The sequence below is a fragment of the Cytobacillus gottheilii genome (assembly GCF_900166665.1).
GTDB classification, from domain to species: Bacteria; Bacillota; Bacilli; order Bacillales; family Cytobacillaceae; genus Cytobacillus; species Cytobacillus gottheilii_A.
Map to the genome: position 1 here is coordinate 3,649,745 of NZ_LT800494.1, position 24,029 is coordinate 3,673,773.

At 36.8% G+C, this 24,029-nt stretch carries 29 protein-coding genes and 2 pseudogenes; 10 read left to right on the forward strand and 21 right to left on the reverse strand.

All coding sequences use genetic code 11. The annotated features are described in order from the left end of the window. Positions 1-140: 140 nt before the first annotated feature. On the forward strand, positions 141-458 hold the full coding sequence (locus B7E07_RS23385) for a hypothetical protein (RefSeq protein WP_218970435.1): 318 nt from the start codon (positions 141-143) through the stop codon (positions 456-458). A gap of 246 nt (positions 459-704) precedes the next feature. On the opposite strand, the gene B7E07_RS17915 is transcribed toward B7E07_RS23385, so the two are convergent. Beyond that, entirely contained in the window at positions 705-917 is a 213-nt protein-coding gene (locus tag B7E07_RS17915; RefSeq protein WP_080848207.1) for a hypothetical protein, read from the reverse strand. A gap of 208 nt (positions 918-1,125) precedes the next feature. Further along, a complete protein-coding gene (locus B7E07_RS17920; RefSeq protein WP_080848210.1) occupies positions 1,126-1,389 on the reverse strand; it encodes a CPCC family cysteine-rich protein in 264 nt (87 codons plus the stop codon). A 368-nt stretch (positions 1,390-1,757) separates the two neighbouring features. On the opposite strand from B7E07_RS17920, the gene asnA reads away from it, so the two are divergent. The 3 genes from asnA (at position 1,758) to B7E07_RS17935 (ending at position 5,533) form a co-directional block, all read left to right on the forward strand. Beyond that, positions 1,758-2,720: an aspartate--ammonia ligase gene (asnA, locus tag B7E07_RS17925; protein ID WP_080849256.1), complete on the forward strand. Its 963-nt coding sequence runs from the start codon at positions 1,758-1,760 to the stop codon at positions 2,718-2,720. Positions 2,721-3,044: 324 nt separating this feature from the next. Then, complete coding sequence (locus tag B7E07_RS17930) at positions 3,045-3,743, forward strand: YetF domain-containing protein (RefSeq protein ID WP_080848213.1); 699 nt, start codon at positions 3,045-3,047, stop codon at positions 3,741-3,743. Positions 3,744-3,859: 116 nt separating this feature from the next. After that, positions 3,860-5,533 carry a ribonuclease J gene (locus B7E07_RS17935; RefSeq protein WP_080848215.1) on the forward strand — a complete coding sequence of 558 codons (1,674 nt, stop codon included), beginning with the start codon at positions 3,860-3,862 and terminating at the stop codon, positions 5,531-5,533. A gap of 120 nt (positions 5,534-5,653) precedes the next feature. Here B7E07_RS17935 and B7E07_RS17940 read toward each other — a convergent pair whose 3' ends face one another. Further along, positions 5,654-6,031, reverse strand: a complete 378-nt coding sequence (locus B7E07_RS17940; protein ID WP_080848218.1) for an SET domain-containing protein — start codon at positions 6,029-6,031, stop codon at positions 5,654-5,656. 241 nt (positions 6,032-6,272) lie between these two features. Here B7E07_RS17940 and B7E07_RS17945 point away from each other — a divergent pair, with 241 nt between their 5' ends. After that, positions 6,273-6,755, forward strand: coding sequence for a hypothetical protein (locus tag B7E07_RS17945; RefSeq protein WP_080848221.1), 483 nt, complete (start codon positions 6,273-6,275; stop codon positions 6,753-6,755). 159 nt (positions 6,756-6,914) lie between these two features. Next, the gene (locus tag B7E07_RS17950) at positions 6,915-7,994 is read left to right on the forward strand and encodes an aldo/keto reductase (protein WP_080848223.1); all 1,080 of its coding nucleotides are present in this window, start codon (positions 6,915-6,917) and stop codon (positions 7,992-7,994) included. Between the two features lie 57 nt (positions 7,995-8,051). On the opposite strand, the gene B7E07_RS17955 is transcribed toward B7E07_RS17950, so the two are convergent. From B7E07_RS17955 to B7E07_RS17970, 5 genes are all read right to left on the reverse strand, one after another. Then, positions 8,052-8,525, reverse strand: a complete 474-nt coding sequence (locus B7E07_RS17955) for an SRPBCC domain-containing protein (protein ID WP_176215240.1) — start codon at positions 8,523-8,525, stop codon at positions 8,052-8,054. A 92-nt stretch (positions 8,526-8,617) separates the two neighbouring features. Then, positions 8,618-9,124 carry a DUF1648 domain-containing protein gene (locus tag B7E07_RS17960; protein WP_080848230.1) on the reverse strand — a complete coding sequence of 169 codons (507 nt, stop codon included), beginning with the start codon at positions 9,122-9,124 and terminating at the stop codon, positions 8,618-8,620. Positions 9,125-9,361: 237 nt separating this feature from the next. Next, positions 9,362-9,538, reverse strand: coding sequence for a hypothetical protein (locus B7E07_RS23825; protein ID WP_176215241.1), 177 nt, complete (start codon positions 9,536-9,538; stop codon positions 9,362-9,364). 329 nt (positions 9,539-9,867) lie between these two features. Then, positions 9,868-10,332, reverse strand: coding sequence for a hypothetical protein (locus B7E07_RS17965; RefSeq protein ID WP_080848234.1), 465 nt, complete (start codon positions 10,330-10,332; stop codon positions 9,868-9,870). 128 nt (positions 10,333-10,460) lie between these two features. Beyond that, complete coding sequence (locus B7E07_RS17970; RefSeq protein ID WP_080848235.1) at positions 10,461-10,967, reverse strand: CBO0543 family protein; 507 nt, start codon at positions 10,965-10,967, stop codon at positions 10,461-10,463. A gap of 368 nt (positions 10,968-11,335) precedes the next feature. On the opposite strand from B7E07_RS17970, the gene B7E07_RS17975 reads away from it, so the two are divergent. After that, complete coding sequence (locus tag B7E07_RS17975; protein ID WP_080848236.1) at positions 11,336-12,286, forward strand: arsenic resistance protein; 951 nt, start codon at positions 11,336-11,338, stop codon at positions 12,284-12,286. A 298-nt stretch (positions 12,287-12,584) separates the two neighbouring features. Continuing rightward, positions 12,585-13,046: a DUF2628 domain-containing protein gene (locus B7E07_RS17980; RefSeq protein ID WP_176215242.1), complete on the forward strand. Its 462-nt coding sequence runs from the start codon at positions 12,585-12,587 to the stop codon at positions 13,044-13,046. 51 nt (positions 13,047-13,097) lie between these two features. On the opposite strand, the gene B7E07_RS17985 is transcribed toward B7E07_RS17980, so the two are convergent. From B7E07_RS17985 to B7E07_RS18025, 8 genes are all read right to left on the reverse strand, one after another. After that, positions 13,098-13,391: a putative quinol monooxygenase gene (locus B7E07_RS17985; protein ID WP_080848238.1), complete on the reverse strand. Its 294-nt coding sequence runs from the start codon at positions 13,389-13,391 to the stop codon at positions 13,098-13,100. 13 nt (positions 13,392-13,404) lie between these two features. Then, entirely contained in the window at positions 13,405-14,049 is a 645-nt protein-coding gene (locus B7E07_RS17990; protein WP_080848239.1) for a nitroreductase family protein, read from the reverse strand. Further along, positions 14,033-14,500, reverse strand: a complete 468-nt coding sequence (locus B7E07_RS17995; protein ID WP_080848240.1) for a MarR family winged helix-turn-helix transcriptional regulator — start codon at positions 14,498-14,500, stop codon at positions 14,033-14,035. Before B7E07_RS17995 ends, B7E07_RS17990 begins: the two co-directional genes overlap by 17 nt. Positions 14,501-14,740: 240 nt before the next feature. After that, entirely contained in the window at positions 14,741-15,211 is a 471-nt protein-coding gene (locus tag B7E07_RS18000; protein WP_080848241.1) for an SRPBCC family protein, read from the reverse strand. Continuing rightward, positions 15,186-16,250 carry a serine hydrolase domain-containing protein gene (locus B7E07_RS18005; RefSeq protein ID WP_080848242.1) on the reverse strand — a complete coding sequence of 355 codons (1,065 nt, stop codon included), beginning with the start codon at positions 16,248-16,250 and terminating at the stop codon, positions 15,186-15,188. The genes B7E07_RS18000 and B7E07_RS18005 overlap by 26 nt, the downstream gene beginning before the upstream one ends. 354 nt (positions 16,251-16,604) lie before the next feature. Beyond that, positions 16,605-16,919, reverse strand: a complete 315-nt coding sequence (locus tag B7E07_RS18015) for a DUF4181 domain-containing protein (RefSeq protein WP_257391492.1) — start codon at positions 16,917-16,919, stop codon at positions 16,605-16,607. Between the two features lie 84 nt (positions 16,920-17,003). Beyond that, positions 17,004-17,216 (reverse strand): PF20097 family protein, encoded by a 213-nt coding sequence (locus B7E07_RS24525; protein WP_080848245.1) that lies wholly within the window; start codon positions 17,214-17,216, stop codon positions 17,004-17,006. A 150-nt stretch (positions 17,217-17,366) separates the two neighbouring features. Next, a complete protein-coding gene (locus B7E07_RS18025; RefSeq protein ID WP_080848246.1) occupies positions 17,367-18,194 on the reverse strand; it encodes a TrmB family transcriptional regulator in 828 nt (275 codons plus the stop codon). A 139-nt stretch (positions 18,195-18,333) separates the two neighbouring features. Here B7E07_RS18025 and B7E07_RS18030 point away from each other — a divergent pair, with 139 nt between their 5' ends. Continuing rightward, positions 18,334-18,963: a homoserine/threonine efflux transporter gene (locus B7E07_RS18030; RefSeq protein ID WP_066451714.1), complete on the forward strand. Its 630-nt coding sequence runs from the start codon at positions 18,334-18,336 to the stop codon at positions 18,961-18,963. A 317-nt stretch (positions 18,964-19,280) separates the two neighbouring features. Here B7E07_RS18030 and B7E07_RS18035 read toward each other — a convergent pair. From B7E07_RS18035 to B7E07_RS18045, 3 genes and pseudogenes are all read right to left on the reverse strand, one after another. After that, positions 19,281-19,502 (reverse strand): annotated as a pseudogene (locus B7E07_RS18035) (cupin domain-containing protein); the annotation flags it as partial. A gap of 11 nt (positions 19,503-19,513) precedes the next feature. Further along, entirely contained in the window at positions 19,514-19,906 is a 393-nt protein-coding gene (locus B7E07_RS18040) for a DUF6979 family protein (protein WP_080848248.1), read from the reverse strand. 170 nt (positions 19,907-20,076) lie between these two features. Next, a pseudogene (locus B7E07_RS18045) lies at positions 20,077-20,556 on the reverse strand (GyrI-like domain-containing protein); the annotation flags it as partial. A 292-nt stretch (positions 20,557-20,848) separates the two neighbouring features. On the opposite strand from B7E07_RS18045, the gene B7E07_RS18050 reads away from it, so the two are divergent. Next, positions 20,849-21,466, forward strand: a complete 618-nt coding sequence (locus B7E07_RS18050; RefSeq protein WP_257391554.1) for a YdhK family protein — start codon at positions 20,849-20,851, stop codon at positions 21,464-21,466. 1,034 nt (positions 21,467-22,500) lie between these two features. On the opposite strand, the gene B7E07_RS18055 is transcribed toward B7E07_RS18050, so the two are convergent. Next, complete coding sequence (locus tag B7E07_RS18055; protein ID WP_080848250.1) at positions 22,501-23,334, reverse strand: metal ABC transporter permease; 834 nt, start codon at positions 23,332-23,334, stop codon at positions 22,501-22,503. Then, the gene (locus tag B7E07_RS18060) at positions 23,280-23,993 is read right to left on the reverse strand and encodes a metal ABC transporter ATP-binding protein (protein WP_373886059.1); all 714 of its coding nucleotides are present in this window, start codon (positions 23,991-23,993) and stop codon (positions 23,280-23,282) included. The genes B7E07_RS18055 and B7E07_RS18060 overlap by 55 nt, the downstream gene beginning before the upstream one ends. Positions 23,994-24,029: the final 36 nt, after the last annotated feature.

Genomic DNA, 24,029 nt, shown 5'->3' on the forward strand with positions numbered 1-24,029 from the left:
AAATTTCTCTATTTTTAATTTCGTGGTTTTCGGTCATCTTTTTCCCTCATAAAAAAAGAATATTAATTAAATACCTTCCAGTTGCCTTGTTTTCTTCTTTAAATTTAATGTGTATCATTTTTTATTTTACGAATCACAAATTGTGGAAAGTAAAAGGCGGGCGAAGAAATGTGACACATACTGCTTTCTTAGTTTTATTTGGACCTTACTTAGTTATGACTGTATGGGTTTTTTACTTATCAAAAGGAAAATTTCTTTTATACGCATTGATTAACATAATTGCAGATTTCATCTATGCTTATCCTTTAGTGGCTTTGTTAAAAAAGTTTAAGATTTATCATATTAAAGTGAAATCCTTTGTGTTTTTCTTAGTCATCTTTGCTGCAGCATTGTTGAACTATTCCTTTCAAAAAGCTGTTGAAAAATTATACCCGCAAACGAAAGATACTTTCGTTTAAATTCCAAAGTTTTTTTTTATGATTTTCCCTCCATAATTTAGGGCAAAATCATTCCTTAGTTTTTTATGTTTAAGTGATCGTGTATTCAGTTAGAAACAATTGATCCATTTGGTCGGTCAGCAGTGCGATCAACAGTCAAGAATTTCAAATAAAAAAGAGGAGAATGCGTTTGGACACGCTATTTTCTCCTCTTTTTTGTGTGCATTATTAACTGCTTTTTCTGCTAAATAAGCACAGAAAATCAGATCAAGTACAACCTTCACACTCATAATAAGTGTCTTTTAGTTCAATAGCTTTTAGTAATCTTCCTAATTTTATATCCTCTACATCAGTAAATTCTATATCTGCAATTCGCTCCACTGCTACATTTTTTGCATCAGCTTCATCCTTTGCTACTATGCTATGCTCCCTGGAAATACCGCTTGAGATAATTTCATATTCAAACAAGAACCTTTGCATGTCATTTAACCTCCCTTATGTCAACTGAAGATTTTCCCGTTTAATCTGTCATTAAAGGGATATGTCAATCTATCATTATGATATTTCTTAGAATATCATGGTTACATCATATGAAGCCAAAAATCAGCTTAAACTCTCCCCATTCCTTCAAATTTGAGACGAGATTACCGAATGAGATTCGAAATAGACATCCGCACCACTTTTTACATTATGGTTTTTTCCAAGCTGGATCTTTTAATTCTGAACCATTTGGGACTCTAACTGACTTTAAGTAGTCACAGTCACTCGCTCCAAATTTTATAAAATTTCGTTGACCTTGCCTTAAGGATACTATGTTCGCTCCTCCTTCATAGTCTGGATCTTCAAATTGAATGTGATCATCTTCCCAATAGCAAATTTCACATATAGTAAACGTTCCTGGCGGTTCTTCATATAGTGTTTTATACCCGCAGCATGGACAAGTAAATCTCATTTTTGCACCTCATGATGAAAACGTCTTACTACTCGGACGATTTCCAATTTTTATAGCATCTCCCCCCATAAAACAATGAGGGTTTCAGTAGCCATATTATATGATTTCTCTTCTATATTTTAATACCTTTATATCGAATGCTGCAGCATTTTTATTAAATGGTCTTTTGTCACAATTTTAATTCTTAGTTCATAATGTAATTTAGTTATTTGCATTAGTGCTTCTTTGTATTAATACATTAAAAATTAGAAACATATGGCGTATTAGACATTAAGAATTAATGTGGACGCTAATCATTTTCTGGGGGAGATTATGTGACTAAGACATTGGGAGTTCAAAAAGGTGGATATCGTTCTAAACTTAATTTAATGCATACTGAAATTGCCATTAATGAGGTCAAAAACTGCTTTGAGAATAAACTTTCGGAAGCTTTAAACCTAATAAAGGTATCCACACCTTTAGTGTTAAGTGAAGGCAACGGAATAAATGATAATTTAAACGGAGAAGAACGGATTGTTTCCTTTGATGCTTTAGATATTAAGCATAAACAAATTGAAGTTGTTCAATCTTTAGCAAAGTGGAAAAGAATGGCTCTTGGCAGGTATGGATTTACCATTGGCGAAGGACTTTACACGAATATGAATGCTATACGAAGAGATGAGGTTTTAGATAACCTTCACTCTATGTACGTTGATCAGTGGGACTGGGAGAAAGTCATTTCCAAAGAACAGCGCAATTTGGACACCTTAAAATCGGAAGTAAAGAAAATTTATGAGGCTATTAAAATGACTGAGGAATATATGTACGAATTTCATTCTGAATTAGAGCCTGTGTTACCAAATGACATTTATTTTATTTCTGCCCAGGAACTTGAAATCATGTTTCCTCAGCTCAATCCAAAGGAACGGGAAGATGCTATTACAAAGGAACATGGAGCTGTTTTTATTATGCAAATTGGTGATGTGCTAGCCTCGGGTGAAAAACACGATGGTCGTTCACCAGATTATGATGATTGGACATTAAATGGCGATATTAATGTTTGGAATCCAGTATTAGAAAGAGCATTTGAACTTTCTTCTATGGGCATCCGAGTAGATGAACATTCTCTGTTAAAACAATTAAAGATTGCAAATAATGAAGACCGTGCAGTGCTTCAATATCATAAATCACTTTTAGATGGAAAACTTCCTTATACAATTGGCGGCGGCATAGGACAGTCCAGATTGTGCATGTTTCTCTTAAAGAAGGTCCATATCGGTGAAGTCCAGGCTTCTGTTTGGAATGATCAGATTATAAAAGAATGCCAGGAAAGCAATATTACCCTGTTGTAAAAGATGCTTTGCATTCCTCTTTCAAGGCTAGTTCTTACTAGCCTTTTCCCTTTTATTTTTAGTATCCTCCCCAATTGATACACCCTCTATTTTTGTTGTACCACGTTTATCATCTCAGCTAACCATATTTTCACTGCTGACTAAGCCCCTTCGATATTCAGCTTGCTTTCCCACTATCAGCTTTAGAATTTAAAAACTGAAAAAGGAGCATCACGGGTGTCGCACATGGTCATCACTTTGATACTTTGTAGCATTATATGTGCCGAATACATTCTTTTAATGTTTTTTAGATCTTTTGACAAACTAACAAAAAGGAGGTTTTTTATGTCAATTTTAGAATTAGCACTCAGGATATTGCTTTCTTTCCTAACTATGCTAGTTATGACGAGGATCATGGGCAGGAAAGAAATTAGTCAAATGACATTTTTTAATTTTGTATCTGCAATCGCAATAGGCTCAATTGGTGCCAACCTGGCAGTGAGCCAAAATTTAAGTATTCGAAACGGAGTGCTCGCTTTGGTTGGATGGGGTATTATAACCATTATCATGGACTTATTAGATATCAAATCTAAAAAAACACGTATTGCTCTAGAAGGTGAACCCTTAATCGTTATTAAAGATGGTCAGATTATGGAAAAAGTTCTTCGAAAGGTACGATTAGATATTGATGCACTGAATGCAATGCTTAGGCAAAAAAATGTTTTCTCTTTGACTGATGTTAATTATGCAATATTAGAAAATAATGGTGAACTTTCTGTTATGAAAAAAGAAAATAAGCAATTTATAACCAAAAGTGATTTAAGCATCCAAAGCGATCCTAATAAGCTTTATCCTATTTCAACAGGTGTCATATCAGATGGTAAGGTTAATATCGAGAACCTTTCTAAGTTGAACCTTACAGAGGATTGGCTGGATCAGCAATTACGAAAAAATGGAATAACTTCAGTTTCAGATGTCTTTTATGCCGAGATACAAAATGATGGCACATTATATATTGATAGTAGAAACGATACGGTTCATTAAGACTCTATCACTAACTTCCAGTTTTTTAATGTAGTTTATTTTCCGTTACTTCTCTAATAAAAGAAGTCCCAATAGGAAATATTAACAAATAAACGTTAAAACTGGGAGGAACTAATTTGAGTGCAAAAATAAACGGAGTATCAATCTTTGCCTTAGGAGGGCTTAATGAAGTCGGGAAAAACATGTATGCAATTGAGTGCTCAGACCAAATCTTTATTATTGATTGCGGCAATAAGTTTCCTGATGAAAGTTTATTAGGGATTGATTTGATTATCCCCGATATTACTTACCTGCTTGAAAATAAAGAAAAGGTAAAAGCATTAATTGTCACACATGGGCATGAAGATCATATTGGAGGTATTCCCTACTTCTTAAAAAACATAAATGTGCCCGTCTATTCCACAAGGTTCACGCTCGGATTAATAGAATTAAAATTAACAGAGCATAAGCTTCTTGGGGACACAGAAATGATCGAAATTGACTCGAATTCAAACATACAATTTGATCAAATAGGTATTAGCTTCTTCAAAGTAAATCATAGTATTCCAGATTGTCTAGGAATTGTCTTTAACACACCTGAAGGCAAAATCGTACATACTGGTGATTTCAAGTTTGATTTAACTCCTGCAAATAACGAGCATTCGGATATTCATAAGATGGCTGAAATTGGCCGGGAAGGTGTCCATCTGCTATTATCTGAAAGCACAAATGCAGAGCGGCCTGGCTTAACACCTTCCGAGCAAATGGTAGCCAAACATGTCGAGGATGCTTTTGTGAAAGCAGAACGTAAAGTCATCCTTTCTACGTTTGCTTCAAATATTAACCGGGTCCAGCAAGTGGTGGACGCTGCCCAAAAAACGAATCGAAAGATTGCGCTGCTTGGGCGCAGTATGATCAATGTCGTCGATATCGCTTTAGAACGCGGTTATTTAACCGCTCCTGAAGACATGTTTATTGACCAGCAGAAAATTCATGAAATGCCACCTGAGAAAGTGGCGATTTTATGCACAGGAAGTCAAGGTGAACCGTTAGCAGCCCTTGCTCGGCTGTCTACTGGAAACTTTCGCGGTGTTGAAATACTGCAAGGTGATACCGTTATTTTTGCTGCCGGACCAATCCCTGGAAATGAACGGAATGTAACGCGGATCGTTGACAACTTTTTTGCACTCGGGGCCAATGTCATATACGGATCAGGCAGCACATCCGGCATGCATGTTTCCGGTCATGGCTATCAAGAAGATTTAAAGCTGATGCTTACACTGATGAAGCCAAAGTATCTTATTCCGATTCACGGTGAATATAGAATGCTGCATCATCATCAATTATTAGCTGAATCGGTTGGAGTGGATCCTGGGAACACATTTATTTTAAATAACGGTGATGTGATAGATATAGAAAACGCAACTGCCCGCCAGACCCGGCAAATTCCAGCAGGCAATACCTTCGTCGATGGAATTGGTGTTGGTGATGTGGGAGACATTGTGTTAAGAGACCGCAAACAGCTTTCTGAGGATGGAATGCTCGTCATTGTATTAACAATGAGCAGAAGAGAAGGAAAACTCATTTCAAAACCGGACATTATTTCACGAGGATTTGTGTACAATAGAGATTCCGATGACCTTCTAAAAGATATCAGTCGCCTTGTTACAAACACTGTTACCGATCTGCGAAAGGGAAACAGACAGCAATGGAGTGCAATTAAGCAGAGTTTAAGAAAATCAATAGGGCAATATTTATATGCCGAAACGAAGAGGAAGCCAATGATTCTACCTATCATTATTGAGATTTAATAACCAAACCCGAAAAGGAGTCAGCAGAATTTTGCTGACTCTGTTTCGCGTGAGTATTTCTCCTCGCTCGGAGATTGGAACATTGCTTAAAGGCAATGTTTTATTCATTTTCCTATTCTGTTAGTCCTGATTAAACCACAATGGATCATTGTCATCCACATCGCCATTATAGTTGATTAGAAGCTCTTCGCCTTTTTTTATGTTTGTGAAAGCATAGAAATCAAATGTATGATTACTAAAATTAATTTCATAATCTGTATTCGGTTCATAAGAATGGTTAAAAAGCATTCCGTAGCCTAGAAGGATCGCTGAATGGTTTTTACCATACTCGAATGCATAATCAGCGAGCAATGTTTTCTCGATATGCTGATGCTGGTCGTTGGGATAAGCAATGACGGGTGCTTCATGTAAAAGCTCTCCTTTTTGAATGTCACGTGTAGCAAATACCCCTCTATTAAATTCTCCATCACTAAGTGAAGATGTTTTAATTTCAATCATGTGTTCACCTACTCGCTTTTAGACTTGGTCTTTCTATCTTACCATTAATTTTAACATCAAACTGAAAAAGATTCCTCGCAACTCATTAACTTTTCACTTAAAAAGCTTCCCTCACTCTATAGAAGTATGTACATCTTCTTTCTTTGTCACTCCAACGCCAAACTAATTATTCATATTCTCCTTTGCATTTTTTCCCACAAAATGCTCAAACTATGGCTAGAACAGAAAAAGGAGAATCAGAATGTTTTCTACAGCCTTAGATAATCTCGATCTAGGAGCAAAGGGGTTATGGTTTCCGATCATTGTGAGCATTGCTCTTTTCTTAACACTTTGCTTTATCCCTAAAAAGAAAATAAATATTGTCGAAATATATATCATTTTTTGTATTGTTGCGTTTGTAACATGGTTATCGGACGGAATTGTTTTAAGAGTTTTCGATCTGATTGATTTAGGTGCTCCTGACAAACCAGGGTTAGGAGACATTTTATCTTATACCTTTATTCCTCCTTCCCTGGCGTGTATATTTTTATGTTATTTAGACAGCAGGAACAAGTGGATATTCGTCATATTGTTCTCTGCTATATCCTTTTTAATCGAATTAGGAATGGAATTCTCTGGTTATATGGATACTAATCATTGGTTCAAATACGTATCACTAATTTTTTATATCATTACTTTTGCTTTCTTATTGCCGCTTCAATTAAAAATTATTAGGCAGAGATGATCATTATATAGTCATTCTTTTTTGTACATGAATGTATTTCCTTGTACCGCTGTCATCATTCCAGTGATCCCTGCTGCAAATTAAGCCGTTTTAGCCGCTCTTTTTCCAGGGTATAGTCCAATTGACACCGCAATCCATTATAAAAAAGGAGGAATGGTGATGGATTATAATCTATTCGGTCATTCAGGTTTAAGAGTTTCAAAATATGCTTTAGGAACGATCCCTTTTAGCGGGACAAATGGATTTGAAAAGGCAGCTGACATGGATCAGGAAACAGCCAATTATATGGTCGATTATGCATTAGATCAAGGGATTAATCATTTTGATACGGCCAACCTTTATGCAAAAGGTGATTCAGAGATTGTCTTAGGCAAAGCCATTAAGGATAAGCGCCATAAGTTGGTCATCAGCAGTAAAACAGGTTTTCAGATAAACGATCAGCCAAATGATATTGGTGCAACCCGAAGCCAAATCGAGGCGTCCATTGATGCTTCCTTAAAACGGCTCGGTACAGACTTCATTGATTTATACTATGTTCATTTCTGGGATGGACAAGTACCCGTCTCTGAGACGATCCAAGTGATGAATGATCTGATTAAAAAAGGAAAAATCCGCTATTGGGGAGTGTCTAATTACAGCGGCTGGGCCCTTGCGAAAACACATACAATGGCAGTCGAAAACAAATTGATTCCGCCAATTTCACAGCAAATCTATTATACACCTGAGGCACGTGAAGCAGAATATGAACTACTGCCGGCAGGCAAAGAACTCGGCATGGCAAACAGCATCTGGTCTCCGCTTGGCTCCGGTCTTCTTACCGGTAAAATTACGAGAAATAAGAAAGCCGAACCTGGAACACGGCAAGGGGAAGGCTGGCAGGAACCGTATATTAAAGATCTGGATTTATTTTACGATCTGGTCGATGTCCTGCAGGATGTAGCATCCAAACACAACGCTACCGTGCCGCAAGTTGTTCTGGCTTGGCTGCGCGATCGCCCACATGTCGATTCAGTTGTGATTGCTGCAAGAAATAAGGAACAGCTGCATGAAAACATTGCATCATATAATGTTAAGCTAAGTGATGATGATTTTAGACAAATCAATGACGTAACAGCACTTGAACCGCTCTACCCGCTCTGGCATCGCGTGATGAATACAGCAGGCCGGGCTTCGAGTGCAGAGAAAGTATACTTCGAAGATTATAATAAACTGATGGAAAGCAAGGAACGGAATATTTAAAAAATAATGCAAAAAAGACAAACGCTCTATTCAGTAGCGTTCGTCTTTTTGCATACTTTAACCTCTTACGTCTCTTTCATATTGAACGTCGTAAACATATTCAATAAAACGCTTAAATTGGTCATCATAAATAAACTTAAAAGACCATTTCATCAAATTTGTTGCTGCTTTATAAAACCAATTAGATGGAACTAAGGTAACTCTTACAGTGAATAATGTTCCTTCAGAAAATTCTTTTAAGGTGTATTCTGTCCTGCTAACACCTTCTTTTGTTTCAGTTTCAACAACAGCATGATATGGCGGGTTATACTTTGAGTAGATACCATTTAATTCATAAATCTTTTTTTCTATTTTTTGTCTCGTTATGAACGTAGAACCTTCTTTTAAATCACTTTCACTGCCTTCGTATATATTTTCTATTATTTGTGTATTCCATTTTAGTACATGTTTATCTTTGTTTAGGCATTCAAATACTAACTGAATATCAGCTTCAATTTCGTTTTCAAATGTATAACACTCAATCTCTCTCAATTTTTTCCGTCTCCTACTCCCTATAAAATCAATGCTATTATCCTATAAATAACACAATTTACTAGTTTTAGGAAGCGGATTTTAATGAAGGTCTATTTAATTTTACTTTGCTTTACAAATCCGATCACAATCGGAATCATTGTACTCACTAGTACGACCGGCAAAAACCAAACTCCAAATCCATCTCTTTTCTCTAGTGCAATAGATGCGGATTCAAATAAAATAAAAGCAAAAATCATCAAACAAATGTTTTTGATTTGATTCAAAAGTTTTCGGCTGACTAGATAGAATGCTTTTGCATTGTTCTCGTTTAATCTTTCAGGATAATTATGAACCTCTGGAAACTTTTCAAGTACCTGCATCATTACGCCCATAAACACACCAATTGCCGGTAAAATCAACAGTTCCATTTTTGAACCCCAGCGATCCACTTCCCCAACCGCGTTATAATGTGCCGGGACCCTGTCTGGAATATCCTTCCAATGATAAATTAAAAAGATGATCGAACCTAAGAAGACAGTATATCCAATAATATCCCAGAACCATTCACTCTTTGTTTTCGGTAATTTTATTTTTGGTCTTTTTCCCGTATTGAACATTCTCGCTTCCCTCCTATCAAAAAAATTCATAAATCATTTATAATGGCATTTATTTAAAATACGTTTGATTTGTGAAAGGGTTTCATTTTTCACTTTACAGTATTCTTTTATAAAAAAATTAGATTAATTAAATAATCATCTTCTTTCCCAAATTAACTATACAGTTGCTCCGTTATTATTAGGCTTTTCCCTAAAAAAAGAGCCCTTCCGTTTGGAGGAACTCAATATGTACATGATCTATTTCTTTCTAAAAATCTCTGTATTTTCAATTCGAATCGAATCAACCTCGCCGCATTCTAAACAAAATGTATAGATTTTATTTCCGCCGCTCATAGACATTTTGCTGTTTTTGATCGGCATATAATCTGTACCCTCTTCAGTGCTGCCGCATTTTAGACATTCTCTGTTCTCCATCTCCGCATCCCTCTTCTATTGTTTAGTATCTTTACATCTTTATACGATCTAGAAGCAACAAAGATTCATAAAAGAGAGACTATTTTTTCTAATATGCTGATATGTATTACTTTACCTTTATTATCATTTATTAAAAACACTAAATACGAGGTTATCTTTTTCGTATGGTCATTTAGAGATAAGCGAAAAAGAACTTAAACAAATTACAGAGAAAATGATTAATAAAAAGGAGCTAGGACTAGACTAAAATTCAACTTTAAATCAAAGATACTTAACAACGTTACTATATATAGGCAAAATATTGAAAGCAGGTATACGAATCGCTGCTTTCATGACAGCCGCCCTTCCAATTTGGTTATCCACTTATAGTATTGCAGCAGGATCAAGAAAAGGATAGGGTCAATTACAGCCGCATGCCATAAGGTCCACCAGCCGTAGTTAAAGTATCCCCAAGGTTCCGGAAGTAAGGTAATTGCCTCATAAACCAATATACCTATGCTCCATAAAAGGATATAAACGATTTGTTTACTCATTTTTTTTCGTAAAGGGTACCAATTAAGAAACATCATATTAACCGGAGGAATTAGAATCGTATGAGGAATAAGGCCTTTCCAATCAATAGCCTTGTCAAAATACCAGTAGCCATGGTATTTAAATTCAACCATGATGTCAAATGCCTGTTGAAACGCAATGGTAAATGTCCAAATATGGACAATTTGATTAAGTGTTAGTCTTTTATTTGTTTTAAAAGCTATAAAGTTAAATGAGATAACTGCAGCTATTAGTCCAATCATAATAGAATCCTTTTACTCTTAGAATATCCCACATGACAGTTTGATTATACATCGTTTTCAAGGTGTTCTTTCTATTAGTGAAAAAAAAGCTCCTTAATGGATTATCATCTGTTTTTATTACTGCCATATTATTTCCATTCGCTAACCTTCACATCAAAAATACTTAACAGCGCTACAATAATAATGATTGAGAAAAACCAGGCTAACAAAGGTCTCTTGTGGTGTAAAGGCAGGATTACAAAAATGATAAGAGTAAACATTGCAGACCACCAGAAGTTCCAGCCATTATGGTATGTAATAAAGCCAAAGATACTGTTAACGTATTCAATAATTAAATAGACTCCAACCCAGAGTAAAAACCATAATGATCGTTTCATTTTACCTTCTGGCTGTCTTCCTACGTATATTAAGACGGTTGCGGTATAAGACAAGACCATCGTGCAGATTGTAATGAGGGTATGATTCGGCAAAAAAACGTCATGAAACAGCCACATTGATTTTTCATAGAGGAGAAAATTGTACAAAAAATCTCCAATAATAAAAAAGAGAATGGTTGGGTAATATTGATTCCAATTTTTCCAATCTCCCCATTTATACGCTGCGACAATATATAATATATTACTTAAAATATACATAAAATCATTCCCTTTAGAGTTGCATCCGTTACGAAAGAGCCTTTTAAACTCATATCTTACCGTGTATAGAGAATATTTCGATAAATGTTAACTTCTTGGGCATTTGTAAAAATATTAGGTTAAATATAATAACAGTTAGCAGTAAGAACCACATCCGCAACCTCACGTCCCTAAGGTTATTTTTTTACTAGATCAGATAAGTTATACTTGTTAATTTTTTAGGGATGTTTGCTTTTCTTCTTCATCCGTTTTCTCTTAATTCTTCTATTACAGGCTATTCTTAATGCAATCAACATTTTATTGGTGTACATTGTAGACAGCAGTGCTTCGTAATTACCTGCCCTTATTCTGTTAAAGGGGAAATAAAAATGACTTACATAGAAAAATTTCAAACACTTATCATTTTACTTGCTGTTGGTCTAGGACTGATATTAGGCCAGTTCTCAATTTTTGAACAACATGCTGAATTCTTCATCCTGCCTTTTCTGCTGTTTATGTTATTTGGACTCTTTTTAACGATTCCATTAAAAGGGCTAAAGAACGCTTTTAAAAATATTAAGTTTCTCAGTACGGATGTGATTTTAAACTTTGTATGGAATCCTTTATTGGCTTGGGGATTAGGGGCGACTTTTTTATCAGACCATCCTGCTCTATGGCTAGGTTTTATCCTCTTATTAGTAACGCCATGTACAGATTGGTATTTAATATTCACTTCCATTGCCAAAGGAAATTTGTCACTATCAACCTCTGTCCTGCCTGTTAATCTAATCCTGCAGGTTGTATTGCTGCCTCTCTATTTATTCATTTTTGCAGGAACAATGGAAGCTGTTGAATTTCAGTCACTTCTTGAAAGTGTCGTATTAGTCTTACTAGTTCCGTTTGGCCTGGCAAGCATCACGCGTTATTTCTTTAGAAAGAAGAAAGAAAAATTAGAGAAAAAAATCATCCCTTTCTTTGCTTCTACACAAATCCTGTTCTTATGTCTAGCGATTGTAGCCATGTTTGCATCACAAGGAGCTTACCTATTAAAAAATATCGATGTTATCTGGCTTATGCTCATTCCGCTTGCACTTTTTTACATCATCAATTTTATCGCAGCGCAAACAGCAGGAAGAGTATTTCGATACAATTATGAAGATACCGTAAGCTTGAGCATGACAATGATCGCGAGAAATTCACCTGTCGCACTGGCCATTGTTCTGACGGCTTTTCCTGACCAGCCGTTAATTGCTCTTGCCCTTATTATCGGGCCATTAATTGAATTGCCTGTTTTGGCTGTTGTTGCACAGATGTTGTTGAGAATGAGAGCACGATTGTAAGAGCAGAAGTTGCACATAAAAAGGGCCTTCCTACCCTAGGAAGGCCCTTACCTCACGTATACCCAGGAATCATCTGCTTTATTTCCTGTTCTGTATTTCCTAAACATGATAACCTGCTTCAACCACGTCTACAGGCTCAATATTCAAATCTTTTGCATATTCCGTTGCTGCTTTTGTAATGTATCTGAATGTTTTGTATTGTATGTTAAAATATAATGAACGAATTTAAATGACTTATATTTCTTTACTCTATATAAAATACATAAAATTATTTATGAGCAAAAAGGGAGAATTTCTTATGAATGAAAAACTGAAAGCGTTTGTTGGGCATGATCGATATGAAGATTATTATAAAGGTAAATGGCAGAAGGAATATTCATGGAATTGGGTAGCTTTTTTCTTTACCGTTCCTTGGCTGGGATACAGAAAAATGTTCGGTCAGATTTTTGCCATAGTTGCACTATATCTAATAACTGATTTTATATTTTACTTAACTGCTGATGAAGATACCATTGATTTACTTGGCGCTATTATAGGTCTGATTGTAAGTTTTATCTATGGATTTCTTGGTAATAAAATGTATAAAAATAAAGCCGAAAAGACAATAACTCATATTTCCAAGTTAAATTATAGCGAAGATGATGAATTGAATGAAATTAGTAAAAAAGGCGGAGCAAGCTCAGGTGGAATTTTCACTTCAATTGGTATTTATATCCTTTATTTTCTTGCAAGTTTAGTTCTATATAATATCGTTATATAAACGGTGCCTGACCCTCATCGCATTAACGCACTGAGGGCCAGGCACCAACAATTAATTTAATTTCTCGCCTTGATAAACATTTACTGCAAGTGGAGCAGCCAGTAATTCTTTAGCAGCTGTGCTGAATTTTTGGAAATGGTTGCTGGTATTATGGTTTTGAACAGCCTCCATGTCTTTCCAGTTTTCCACCATGATAAAGCTGCTAGCATCTTTTGGATCCTGGAATAGGTCGTAGTATTCATTGCCCTCTTCTGCACGGCTTCCTTCCAAAACTGCTTCTACTTCTTGAAGGAATTCTTCCCTTTTCTCTTCTTTCACTGTCATTCTAGCATGAATAATAATCATTGTTTTTTCCTCCTTATTTCCATTCCGCAACTTGTTCAACCGGCATGCGGTAGGATTGGTAGCCTGCATCTGCCGCTTTTCCGATCGAAAGCAGCATGACTGGAACATACCGGTCTTTATCTAAATCAAATGCTTCTGCAATTTGATCCTTCTCATATCCGCCAATCGGACATGTGTCATATCCAAATGCCTTTGCAGTCAGCATGATTCCCATGGATACTAAACCACTATCAATTAAGATGGTTTCCTTATTCGCCTGCTGAGAAATTCCAGAAAGCAGACCACGAATGGAAGGTACTTGCTTATCCTTTACATCTTGAGGCATTAACCCAAGCTCGACTGCCTTTCCGTAAATTTCCTCCAGGTAGTCAAGATTATTCAAATCAGCAAAAACAGCTATGACAGCAGAAGAAGTTTTCACTTGCTGCTGATTAAATTTGGCAAGCGGAGCAAGCTTTGCTTTTGCTTCAGGACTTTCAATCACAACAAAACGCCAAGGCTGCAGGTTAACCGAAGATGGCGCCTTCGTAGCTGCTGCGAGAATCTCAGACATCTCTTCTTTACTGATTTTTACATTTTCATCATATGTGCGGATGGAACGGCGATCCTGCATGATCTCCAAAAAAGCTTCTTTATTATATTTAGATATTTGGCTCATGATTTTCTCCTCCAAGTTGTTTCTTTGTAACACGGGACACATTTTCACTCACTTTACTCAGCATCTGCAGAAATTGTTCTAGCTCAGCTTCTGAAAAGCCGGCAAGAGTTTCATCTACAAATTGACTCTTTTCGTGAAAAGATTGCTGTATGTGTCTCTTCGCTTCTTCCTCCAGCTTTACCCATGTAGCTCGCTGATCATTTGCTTTTTTGTAGCGTATAATCGTACCTGCAGCCTCAAGCTGCTTCAAGTGTCGGGTAACAGCGGCAGCATCTATATTTACTTCGCCTTGCAGCGCGGATTGAGTCACTTCCTCATGCTGCAGCAAATAATGAAGAATCTCTATGCGAGATGGACTCGCTCCTAAGCAAGACTCGAACTTTGAACAGAGCTCCTTATTCACAGCCTGCAGCTGCAGGAAAATCTGCAATCGGACAGAACAAGCATTCACAGAAAGAACTCCTTTCTATATAATTGATACATCAATGTTTGATATATCAACTATTGATACGTCAATAATACAGTGCTGTTATTTAACTGTCAAACAAAGAGCACCGCAGAAACAAGTCTAATACGCATTTTGATTAAGCAGGGTATGTCTTCAAACAATAACACCTGCATAAAAAAAGAGATTATGTAACTCACACAAAATCTCTCTTACACTCATAAAATTCTTTGTCAGATTGCCTTTTCACCTTAAAGCAGACGTAGTTTGATAGTCAGCCTCTGCCTCTTTTTTCACCTTCTCACAAAACTTCACTACAACTCGATCGCCTGCAAAAAATAAAAATAGTTTGAGGAACGCTTTTAGCGGCTTATTTCTGGTAGTGTATGTAAACTGAGTTTTCTGATCGTTGATTTTTCTTAATTCATACTTTGCGGTAATTTCGAACATTTTTGCTAACGTGAAACCAACTTTCAGGTTTTTCTCGTCGGGAGTATTGAGGTATTCTAAAGTTTCAATATCGTATTCTTCTATTCTTTTGCCTTCTTTATATTTTTGGCGATAAATACTTCCTACCTTTTCTTCTGTCACTTTAACGGGTTTATTCTCGAGGACTCCCGGAATAATCCTCTGCATGTTCTCAACCGGCCCGTCTAAAAAGTTCCATACATAATCGATTGGTGCATCTATTTCAATGGTCTTTGTCCATTCTTTCAACGTATTTCACCTCGGAATATTTAGTTGATTTATACACAGTATCTCCAAAAGAGCGGATGTCACTAAGATAATCGTATCCTTCTGATGAACCATAACGATTCAACATTCTTACTGCGACAAGCTTTTCCTCTGGAATAACGAGCAAAGCTACGTTTGTATAGCCGAGGAATTGGTAGGAACCTTTTGGCAAAGAATCACCTATTTGGTTTGTTGCATCATTGGTATCCTTTATAAACCATAGAAATCCGTTTTTATGAATAGGTAGGCTCCTGTTCGGAGTCTGTATGGTTGTTGCCATTTGCATAATTTCTTTAGGAATAAGCTGTTTTTCCTTCCATTTCCCTTCGGTTAAATGAAGATATCCCCATAAAGCAAGCTCTTTTGCAGACACATACATATTCATTCCAGAACCATCTGTACTATCTGTTACAGTCCAAAATGGGTTGCCCTGATCCCGGATCGTTTCCGCAATCCTTGAATGTGGCTGACTCATTTTAACCCATTCTGTTGATTGAAAGCCCAGTGGCTCAATGATCTGCTCTTTAATAATTTGGGCAACAGATTTTCCTGTTGTTTTTTTAATAATCTCAGTCAACAGCTCAATGCTTGGACCTCTATATGCCCATGATTCACCCGGTTTATATTCACTGATCATCTGTCCTTCAGCTTTCCTTAATCCATGCGTGTGGGTTAAAAGATGTCGAACCGAAACTCCATTATATGCGGGTACATGAGCATGTTCAAAAAAACGCTGAATAGGATCATCAATGGAAAAGCAGCCCTTGTATACAGCGTAAGCCGCAGCAAAGCCGATATAGGATTTTCTTACAGAGGCAATGTGGAATTGAGTCTCTGCATCCACTTCTAGGGCATTAGCTGCATTCGACTGTTTCCCAAAATAAGACTCTGCCGCGACTTTGCTGTTATGGATAATATAAAGAGCACCGCCGCTCGAACCAAGAGTTTCTGCACTATCTTTCACATGAGTAATTACATCATTAAATAAATCAGTTTCATTGTTTACTAGCAGGTTGTCCATCCTCCTATAAAAATTGTATTGTGATCATTCTCACCTTCTTATTGTTTTAAGGTTTTACACATTAAGTAACTCACATAGGGATATAACCCTTAGTCAAATACAAATAAATAGCCACCGGAATAAAACTAAAAAACATCGCCAAATTGCTTAAAGCCAAAAATCTGTTATGGGCTAGGAAGCCAAAATAAAATCCTAGTGAGTTAAGGATAAAAGTTAACATCCCGAAAGGCTCTTGTATGTTAAAGATTAGATATGGAGTCCATGCGATTATTCCTGAAATCAAAAGGTATAGGGCAAGATAAAAATAGATTTTTGTTCTAACGGTGTTGGTTTCCATCTCTGATCATCTCCCGGCTAAATTAAGAACTCAATATGATAGATAATAGGTACAGTTAACAATAGAAATGTAAAAGTGATAATATATTGCTTATTCTTTTTTAAATACACCCACTCTATGACCATTTGAAAACCGAAAGAGATAATTAAGTAATAAATCAGAAACCATCTAATATCAAAATCCACCTCAAGCACAAACAGAAGTACACTTAGAAAGGCCACCAAAATAATGCCACGTCCCCATTGATCAATCTTTTTCCCGGCACTTTCAGAAAGGCTTTTCCTCTTAATTCCGAATACTTTAACCAGTCCTCTTTCAAGTGCAAAAAACACTAAAAAAAGGAATAAGAAGAATAAAAAAAATTCATCATAACTTTCCCCCCTACCTATATTGCTTTTTATATTTATCTACTGTACTTACTCATGTTTAAACAGTACTACCCTGCAATCTTCACATCTAATAGCGGGGATTTTTTTCATTTTAAAAAATGTATCTTTACTTAATGCTTCATGATCATCATCAGCAAAAATGGATTCCGGTGAATCGGACCAGCTAATTCGGCGAGACGAAAAAATATATCCGTGCTTCACATTATTATTGCATTGAGGGCATTGTGTCACATCAATCATGTAAATTCAAACCACCTTTTCCATTTCCTTATATTTAAATTCTATGTGACTTAGGAAGTAACCTCCCCTGTTATAAAATAAAAAAGCTGCCGAATGAGGCAGCTTAGCACGATTTAATTGGGGCAGACCTAATCCAATATCGTTCAATCATTATTTTATATAATGTTTTTTAAAGTCTGGATGCATGGAAAACTTGTGGCGTAAATGGATAAGGTTATCTCCAAAGCTTTCTTCTAATAGACCTCTGTGCTTCTCCATTATTTCCATGAGATACAAATCATGAATGATAACCTCTGTAATTGGCATCACTAAACCGACGTGTCTTGTCCATGCTGCACGGCTATCTTTTCCCAATGAAACAATTCCTGCTACGACTTCGGTATCATCTGAACTAATAACGATCCATCGCCCGCCATACTCTTCAGCAATCTCCTCACCCATATAGTGAAGGTACACATGAGCAAAATCAGACGTGATTTCACCATAAGAGATGATGGTTATATCTACACCCAGTTTGGCTGCCTGCCTTAGTTCAGGCTCCAACGCTGCATACTCCTCATCCCACACCTCTAAAAGAATTCTCTTTTTGGCAGAGCATATACAATCTTTGACCTTATCGAGGATTTCACTGCTTCCTGTGATATTCCAGATATTTTCCCTGTCATTAGCAGAACGCTCAAACTCAGCTAATGATTTTTCGGCCAATTCAAAATTCTCCTCCGCTTCCCTGCGGCGATTTTTAATTAACTCCTTAGCAGGAACAGGCGTATATTGCGGCGTGCTGCCAGGACTCACCAAAATATCTCCGCGTAAAGCGAGACTGTCCAGAACCTCATAAATTCTCGACCGAGGTACACCAGAGTTTTTCGCTACGGCATATCCTGTTAATGGAGATTCCTCCAATAAGGTTAGATAGGCTTTCGCTTCATATTCCGTAAAATGGAGATTTTTTAATGTTTCATAAATAACTTCTTTCATCATTTATTCACCCTCAGTATTAGTCGCTACTATAGTAACTAATATTTTATCAAAACGTATTGATCATTTCCAAATCCTTCTGCTATACTCATTAAGTAGTTACTTTGGTAGTCACTATTTAAAAAGGAGGGAATACATGATGGATAGTTTGCTTACATACATATCGATTGCTGCCATGATGGTCATTATTCCTGGTGCAGATACGATGCTTTTGGTAAAAAACACACTAAGCTACGGCACTAAAGCTGGAAGATATACGGTTCTAGGAATGGTCACAGGACTTTCTTTCTGGACGCTTATCGCTATTCTTGGATTATCTGTTGTCATTGCACAGTCTGTTATTCTCTTTAATACAATCAAGTATTTGGGAGCTGCTTATTTAATTTATTTGGGAATCAGAAGCTTCTTTGCTAAAAGTGTGTTTTCTCTAGAGGAAATGAAAGAACAAGCCAATTCACCTGTGAATTCTTCAAAGACCCACAATAAAGAATCCTTTATGCAAGCATTACTGAGTAATGTACTCAATCCAAAAACCGTACTGGTTTATATAACAATTATGCCTCAATTTATTGATTTAAACGGACACATTAATCAGCAATTAATTCTGTTAGCATCTATTCTTACCTTACTTGCTGTTTTATGGTTTTTAACCCTTGTCTATGTGATTGATTACGCCAAAAAATGGCTGAATAATTCTAAATTCCAAAAAGCATTCCAAAAATCAACAGGCATCATTTTAGTTGGGTTTGGTGTTAAGACAGGGATTTAAAATGCTAGTACAATACTAAAATACTAATTTCAATGTCATGGTTTGGTTATTGAAACAAGCCCGTTCCATTGCGCTGCGGACCCTCGCTTTCCGTGGGGAGGAAACTGAGCCTCCTCGAAGCAAAAGCTTCTGCGGGGTCTCACCCTTTCCTCTATTGCCCACAGGAGTCGAGGGTCCTCCGCTCCATTTCACTCATGTATTAAAAGATAATTAATAAAAAACCGGATGATTAGAAAGCGACACTTCCTAATCATTCAGTTCTATGGTCGTGTTAAATACTTAATTACCAAACCCTTTTTTCTACTGTTTCGAATAACTTAAAACGCTGGCGGAGTGACAGAAAAAAGAATCGAAGCATGCTCGCTGAACTGATTTTCCCATTTATGCTTCATATATGCTGGGATTTTGACACTATCTCCGGTGTCTAAAATATACTCCTGATCGTTTAGGTACACTTTACTTTTCCCCTGCAAGACATATGCTACTTCTTCTCCTTTATGTTCAAGAAGCTTTTCAGAAGATGATGAGTTAGGGGGAACATTCTCTCTATCTATATTCTAATGTATTTCTTTTCAATTAACGCTATCACAACATCTAATTGACCATTATGAGATTTTTTATTATCGTTTGTGACTTCTTTCCAAAGGTTACGTCGATCATCGATCATACTTTTGTTTTCTCTGATTATATTTACTGCTCTATTTGCATATTCTTTATTCTTTGATGTCTTCTTAAAGTTATAGTTCCCCTGAGGAATGGCCTCAATAAATCCTTCCTCACATAACCCTAGGAAAGCGTTTTTAGGACACCCTTTCTTTTGCCCCCAAGAACCATGACCAAATAATTCTGATGTTGCCCTATCCCAAGCTGCTTTTGGAGAATCTACAACACTTTCATTTATAAATTCAACGGCTTTTACAGCAGCTAATCCATACTTGCTCATAAGCTTTCCTCCCATCAAAATTCAACATATTTTTATAGAATAAAACTGTAGAATACTTTACAAAGTTTCTAGCACTTACTGAACTCCCAGTTTTTTCATTTATGCTCCGCTGTTTTTAATATCTAAAAATTTTCACTTCATCAGCTGGAATTTAACTTAGCTGCTGTATATTATTTATCTATAACAGGCACCCAAAGCTCATTACTAGGTTGACGTTCTGGCGGATAATAACACTCAATGCAAGGCACATTAGCCAGTTCGTAGCCAGAGCTTGGAGCCCATTCTGTATATAATCCCTTCCATGCAGTGGTTATGTCAGGAAAAACTGCCCAAGTTCGATGAGAAATAATTAGGGATTCCATATCACTTGGCACTTCACCATCGTATCTTACACCCATAAAGTATGAAAACTCATCATCTAGAATGACAGCCTCTTTTCCACAAACCCCCAACAGACCTTCCAGCTTACATTTAGGTTTTTCCCACGACAGATTCACCAATTTCTGTACAAAGCCATCCTTTGTTGCCGTATTCCAAATCGCTGGAATTGCTTGAAACGCTGTGCTTGTTTGAACCTGCGTTCCTCTGCCGATCAATTTTATATGAAAATCCAAATGTTCTATTCGATACTCCATTTCATTACCTCTCTTTTATTAAATTTTGAAGAGCACCTATTTTAACTGATCAATTCTGAATATAGTCATTTAATGTTTCTCTTAAAATTATTCAAATTCCTTCTCTCATTGTGCGAACCATGACTATTCGAGAGCTTTATTTTTTCAGGTAGTTCTTAACCGCCCCTGTCATGTTCTCATTTTTTGAGAGACCAGTTAGTCTTCTTATTAAACAAACCAGTGGTTATAAAGCCTTTTGACATTCATACCTCATGGGGGTATTATAAATAAAATAGCTTTTAGCTAACTAAAATGTTTGAATGGAGGAATTCAGTTGAACAAATATGTATTGATAGGAATACTGACCTTACTAACAGTGTTCGGCTTATCAGCTTGCGGCGGAAGTGATGAGAATGTCTCAGATGAAAATAACGGCAGCGGCTCTCATTCACATGAAGAGATGGATGCAGTGACAGATGAAGAGTCAGATGCTCATTCTGATCATGAAGGAATGAATCATTCTGGTTCTAGTGAAGTACCAGAAGGTTTGACAGAAGCAAAAAAACCAGCCTATCCTGTTGGCAGCAAGGCGATTATCAACGCACAGCACATGGCTGGAATGAACGGTGCTGAAGCGGAAATATCCGGTGCCTTTGATACAACAGTTTATTCTGTAACGTATACCTCAACAACCGACGGTGAATTAGTGAAAGATCATAAATGGGTAGTACATGAAGAGATTGAAAATGAGGGTTCCGCACCCTTTCAGCCTGGAGATGAAGTGGTTTTAAAGGCTGATCATATGGATGGGATGAATGGAGCAGCAGCGGTTATTGATTCTGCTGAGCACACTACAGTATATATGGTTGATTATATTGACACTGAAACGGAAGAAGCAGTTACCTATCATAAATGGGTGACAGAAGGCGAATTATCCTCGTTATAGCCAGGGTTACAGTTAAAGAGTGCCGTTGGTATTTTTAACCCTTAAATCTTCCTGTACATCTAACATTAAAATAGGAACCCTTCCACTGAACGGGTTCCTATTTCTGAAATTTTAATTCATTCACCAAACACAAACAATACAAGAAAGGCAACTATAAATATTACGAGAAATAAACCTAATGCGTAAAGAAAAGATGGTTTCTTCTTTTTTAAACTTGGTTCCATAAAAACAGCCCTTTTGTACAAGTTTCATAATTTCAGCATAACATTTTCACTAGTTATTTCATTCATAAGTGCAAGTGATTTTTATTATTCTCAACAATGACCTTATTACAATATATCTTAAATCTATTAAGAAAGTTCGGTTTCGCAACATCTTCAAAATGGCGGTTTCATTTAAACATTTTAAAGAATATCTTATCCGTGACCATTCACATATTCTACAATCATGCATATTTTACCTTTTGCTTTTGATAAACGGCGCCTAACAACTCTAGATTCCTATTCATAAGCGGAGAAATTCCGGTTAATGTGTAAAAAGAGGTTAAAATGGAGGAAATAAGCGAATTAACGGTGCCTGACCCTCAACATGCTAAAGCTTTAACGCAGTGAGGGTCAGGCACCAAAGTACCATACTTTCAAAATATCCTGACCAGTGATAAAATTGAATTATGTAACATTTTCCAAATAATAATACATCCTAGGTAAACTATTATTTGGTCTTTTAGTCATTATGAGAAAGGAGTTCTAATTGATGTCACTTGTTCGAATACTATCCTTATTGCTTTTTATTTTTTCGATATTAGGATTAATAGGGATCATTTTTGATAGACAATTAGTTCCTATTGCAATAAATTATATAGTCATATTCTTTTTGTCTTTAACGATTGCAATTCTTGCTTCTAATGTGAAGTATAAAAATTAACGGTGCCTGACCCTCAACATGCTAAAGCTTTAACGCAGTGAGGGTCAGGCACCCTTTATTTCTGCAATGAAAAAAATCTGCACAAAGTGCAGATTCATTCACATGATAATTTATGCCCTTTTCATACGGCCTAATCTTACCTGGCGCAGTATATATTTGAACAATGTCGTTGCAGCAAAGATGATCATTAAAATTAAGGTAATGGAAGCACCAGGCGGGGTACCTAATTCATAGGAAGCGACCAATCCGCTCAGCATGCCGGCAAGGGCGATAACCATTCCTAAAAAAATGACCCCCATGAAGCTTTTGCTTAGCCGCAGTGAGATGGCCGCGGGCAAAATGATGATGGCCGAGACCAGCAAAGCTCCGACGATCGGCATGATAATCGCGATCGTAACTCCTGTTAGCACATTAAACAATATGGACATCAGTTTAATAGGCAAACCAGCAGTAAAAGCTGTTTCCTCGTCAAACGTAAGAATGTACATAGGCTTTCGAAAAATAAAATAAAGGACACCAATAATAGCTGTTAAGGCGATTAACATCCAGATTTGCTGTTCACTAATGGTCACGATGGAACCAAATAAAAACTGTGTCATGCTCAGTGTTGCTCCACCATCGTTTAACCCCATTAAGACCAATGCCAGAGCCATTCCAGCAGACATTAATATCGCAACTGAAATTTCTGAATAGGTCCGGTACATTTGCCGTAAAAATTCTAATAAAATAGCAATAACAGCCACTACTAAAATATTGGTCCATGTAGGATTCACACCCATTAACAGACCAAGTGCCACACCCGCTAAAGAGATATGTGATAGAGTGTCCGCCATAAGCGATTGTCTGCGGAGAATCAAAAACAACCCTAATATGGGGGCAATGAGAGAAATTAGGATGGAAGCTTGGAAAGCTCTTTGCATGAATCCATAGAGAAACATCTCCAAGGCGAGCCCTCCTTCCGCAATAACTCAATATGCTTATTAGCGTAATGGCGAATTTCTTCATGATCATGTGTAACCATTAGAATCCCCTTGCCATGCTCTAGGCAATTGTGTCTTAATAATTGATAAAATTCTTCTCGGGAATGAACATCCATACCCGTAGTGGGTTCATCCAGAATAAATAGATCAGGGTCAGTTGCGAACACACGCGCAATAGAAATCCGCTGCTTTTGCCCGCCTGACAATTCCCCTATCTTTTTATGGCGCATGTCCCACATTCCAACAGATTCTAAAGAACGGCGAACATGCTCTTTGTCTGCTTGATCGAGTCGTTTAAACCATTTGCCTCTTTGATACCGTCCGGATTGAACCAGTTCCAGAACGGTACTCGGAAAACCAGCATTAAAAGAGGCAATCTGCTGTGATACATAACCAACTACCAGCTTCTCACCGTATTGATTTTTCTTTGAAAGCTGAACCCTTCCTTTTGATGGTTTTAATAGACCCAAAATATTTCGTAAAAGCGTCGTCTTCGCTGCACCGTTTTCTCCCGTCAGCATCACAAAATCTTTTGGACCTACCACAAAAGAGATATTCTCTAATACAGGTTCTTCTTTATAATGAAAGGCGAGGTTTTCTACTTCAATATAATGCACAATCATGCGACCTTTCTTTTATGGGATTCTAGTATATTTATA

Bases quoted from the DNA above. Each gene is read 5' to 3' on its own strand.
- B7E07_RS17915 (WP_080848207.1), bottom strand. From the start codon at position 917: ATGCAAAGGTTCTTGTTTGAATATGAAATTATCTCAAGCGGTATTTCC.
- B7E07_RS17920 (WP_080848210.1), bottom strand. From the start codon at position 1,389: ATGAGATTTACTTGTCCATGCTGCGGGTATAAAACACTATATGAAGAA.
- asnA (WP_080849256.1), top strand. From the start codon at position 1,758: ATGCATACTGAAATTGCCATTAATGAGGTCAAAAACTGCTTTGAGAAT.
- B7E07_RS17930 (WP_080848213.1), top strand. From the start codon at position 3,045: ATGTCAATTTTAGAATTAGCACTCAGGATATTGCTTTCTTTCCTAACT.
- B7E07_RS17940 (WP_080848218.1), bottom strand. From the start codon at position 6,031: ATGATTGAAATTAAAACATCTTCACTTAGTGATGGAGAATTTAATAGA.
- B7E07_RS17945 (WP_080848221.1), top strand. From the start codon at position 6,273: ATGTTTTCTACAGCCTTAGATAATCTCGATCTAGGAGCAAAGGGGTTA.
- B7E07_RS17950 (WP_080848223.1), top strand. From the start codon at position 6,915: ATGGATTATAATCTATTCGGTCATTCAGGTTTAAGAGTTTCAAAATAT.
- B7E07_RS17960 (WP_080848230.1), bottom strand. From the start codon at position 9,124: ATGTTCAATACGGGAAAAAGACCAAAAATAAAATTACCGAAAACAAAG.
- B7E07_RS23825 (WP_176215241.1), bottom strand. From the start codon at position 9,538: ATGGAGAACAGAGAATGTCTAAAATGCGGCAGCACTGAAGAGGGTACA.
- B7E07_RS17965 (WP_080848234.1), bottom strand. From the start codon at position 10,332: ATGATTGGACTAATAGCTGCAGTTATCTCATTTAACTTTATAGCTTTT.
- B7E07_RS17970 (WP_080848235.1), bottom strand. From the start codon at position 10,967: ATGTATATTTTAAGTAATATATTATATATTGTCGCAGCGTATAAATGG.
- B7E07_RS17975 (WP_080848236.1), top strand. From the start codon at position 11,336: ATGACTTACATAGAAAAATTTCAAACACTTATCATTTTACTTGCTGTT.
- B7E07_RS17980 (WP_176215242.1), top strand. From the start codon at position 12,585: ATGAATGAAAAACTGAAAGCGTTTGTTGGGCATGATCGATATGAAGAT.
- B7E07_RS17985 (WP_080848238.1), bottom strand. From the start codon at position 13,391: ATGATTATTATTCATGCTAGAATGACAGTGAAAGAAGAGAAAAGGGAA.
- B7E07_RS17990 (WP_080848239.1), bottom strand. From the start codon at position 14,049: ATGAGCCAAATATCTAAATATAATAAAGAAGCTTTTTTGGAGATCATG.
- B7E07_RS18005 (WP_080848242.1), bottom strand. From the start codon at position 16,250: ATGGACAACCTGCTAGTAAACAATGAAACTGATTTATTTAATGATGTA.
- B7E07_RS24525 (WP_080848245.1), bottom strand. From the start codon at position 17,216: ATGATTGATGTGACACAATGCCCTCAATGCAATAATAATGTGAAGCAC.
- B7E07_RS18025 (WP_080848246.1), bottom strand. From the start codon at position 18,194: ATGAAAGAAGTTATTTATGAAACATTAAAAAATCTCCATTTTACGGAA.
- B7E07_RS18030 (WP_066451714.1), top strand. From the start codon at position 18,334: ATGGATAGTTTGCTTACATACATATCGATTGCTGCCATGATGGTCATT.
- B7E07_RS18040 (WP_080848248.1), bottom strand. From the start codon at position 19,906: ATGAGCAAGTATGGATTAGCTGCTGTAAAAGCCGTTGAATTTATAAAT.
- B7E07_RS18060 (WP_373886059.1), bottom strand. From the start codon at position 23,993: ATGATTGTGCATTATATTGAAGTAGAAAACCTCGCCTTTCATTATAAA.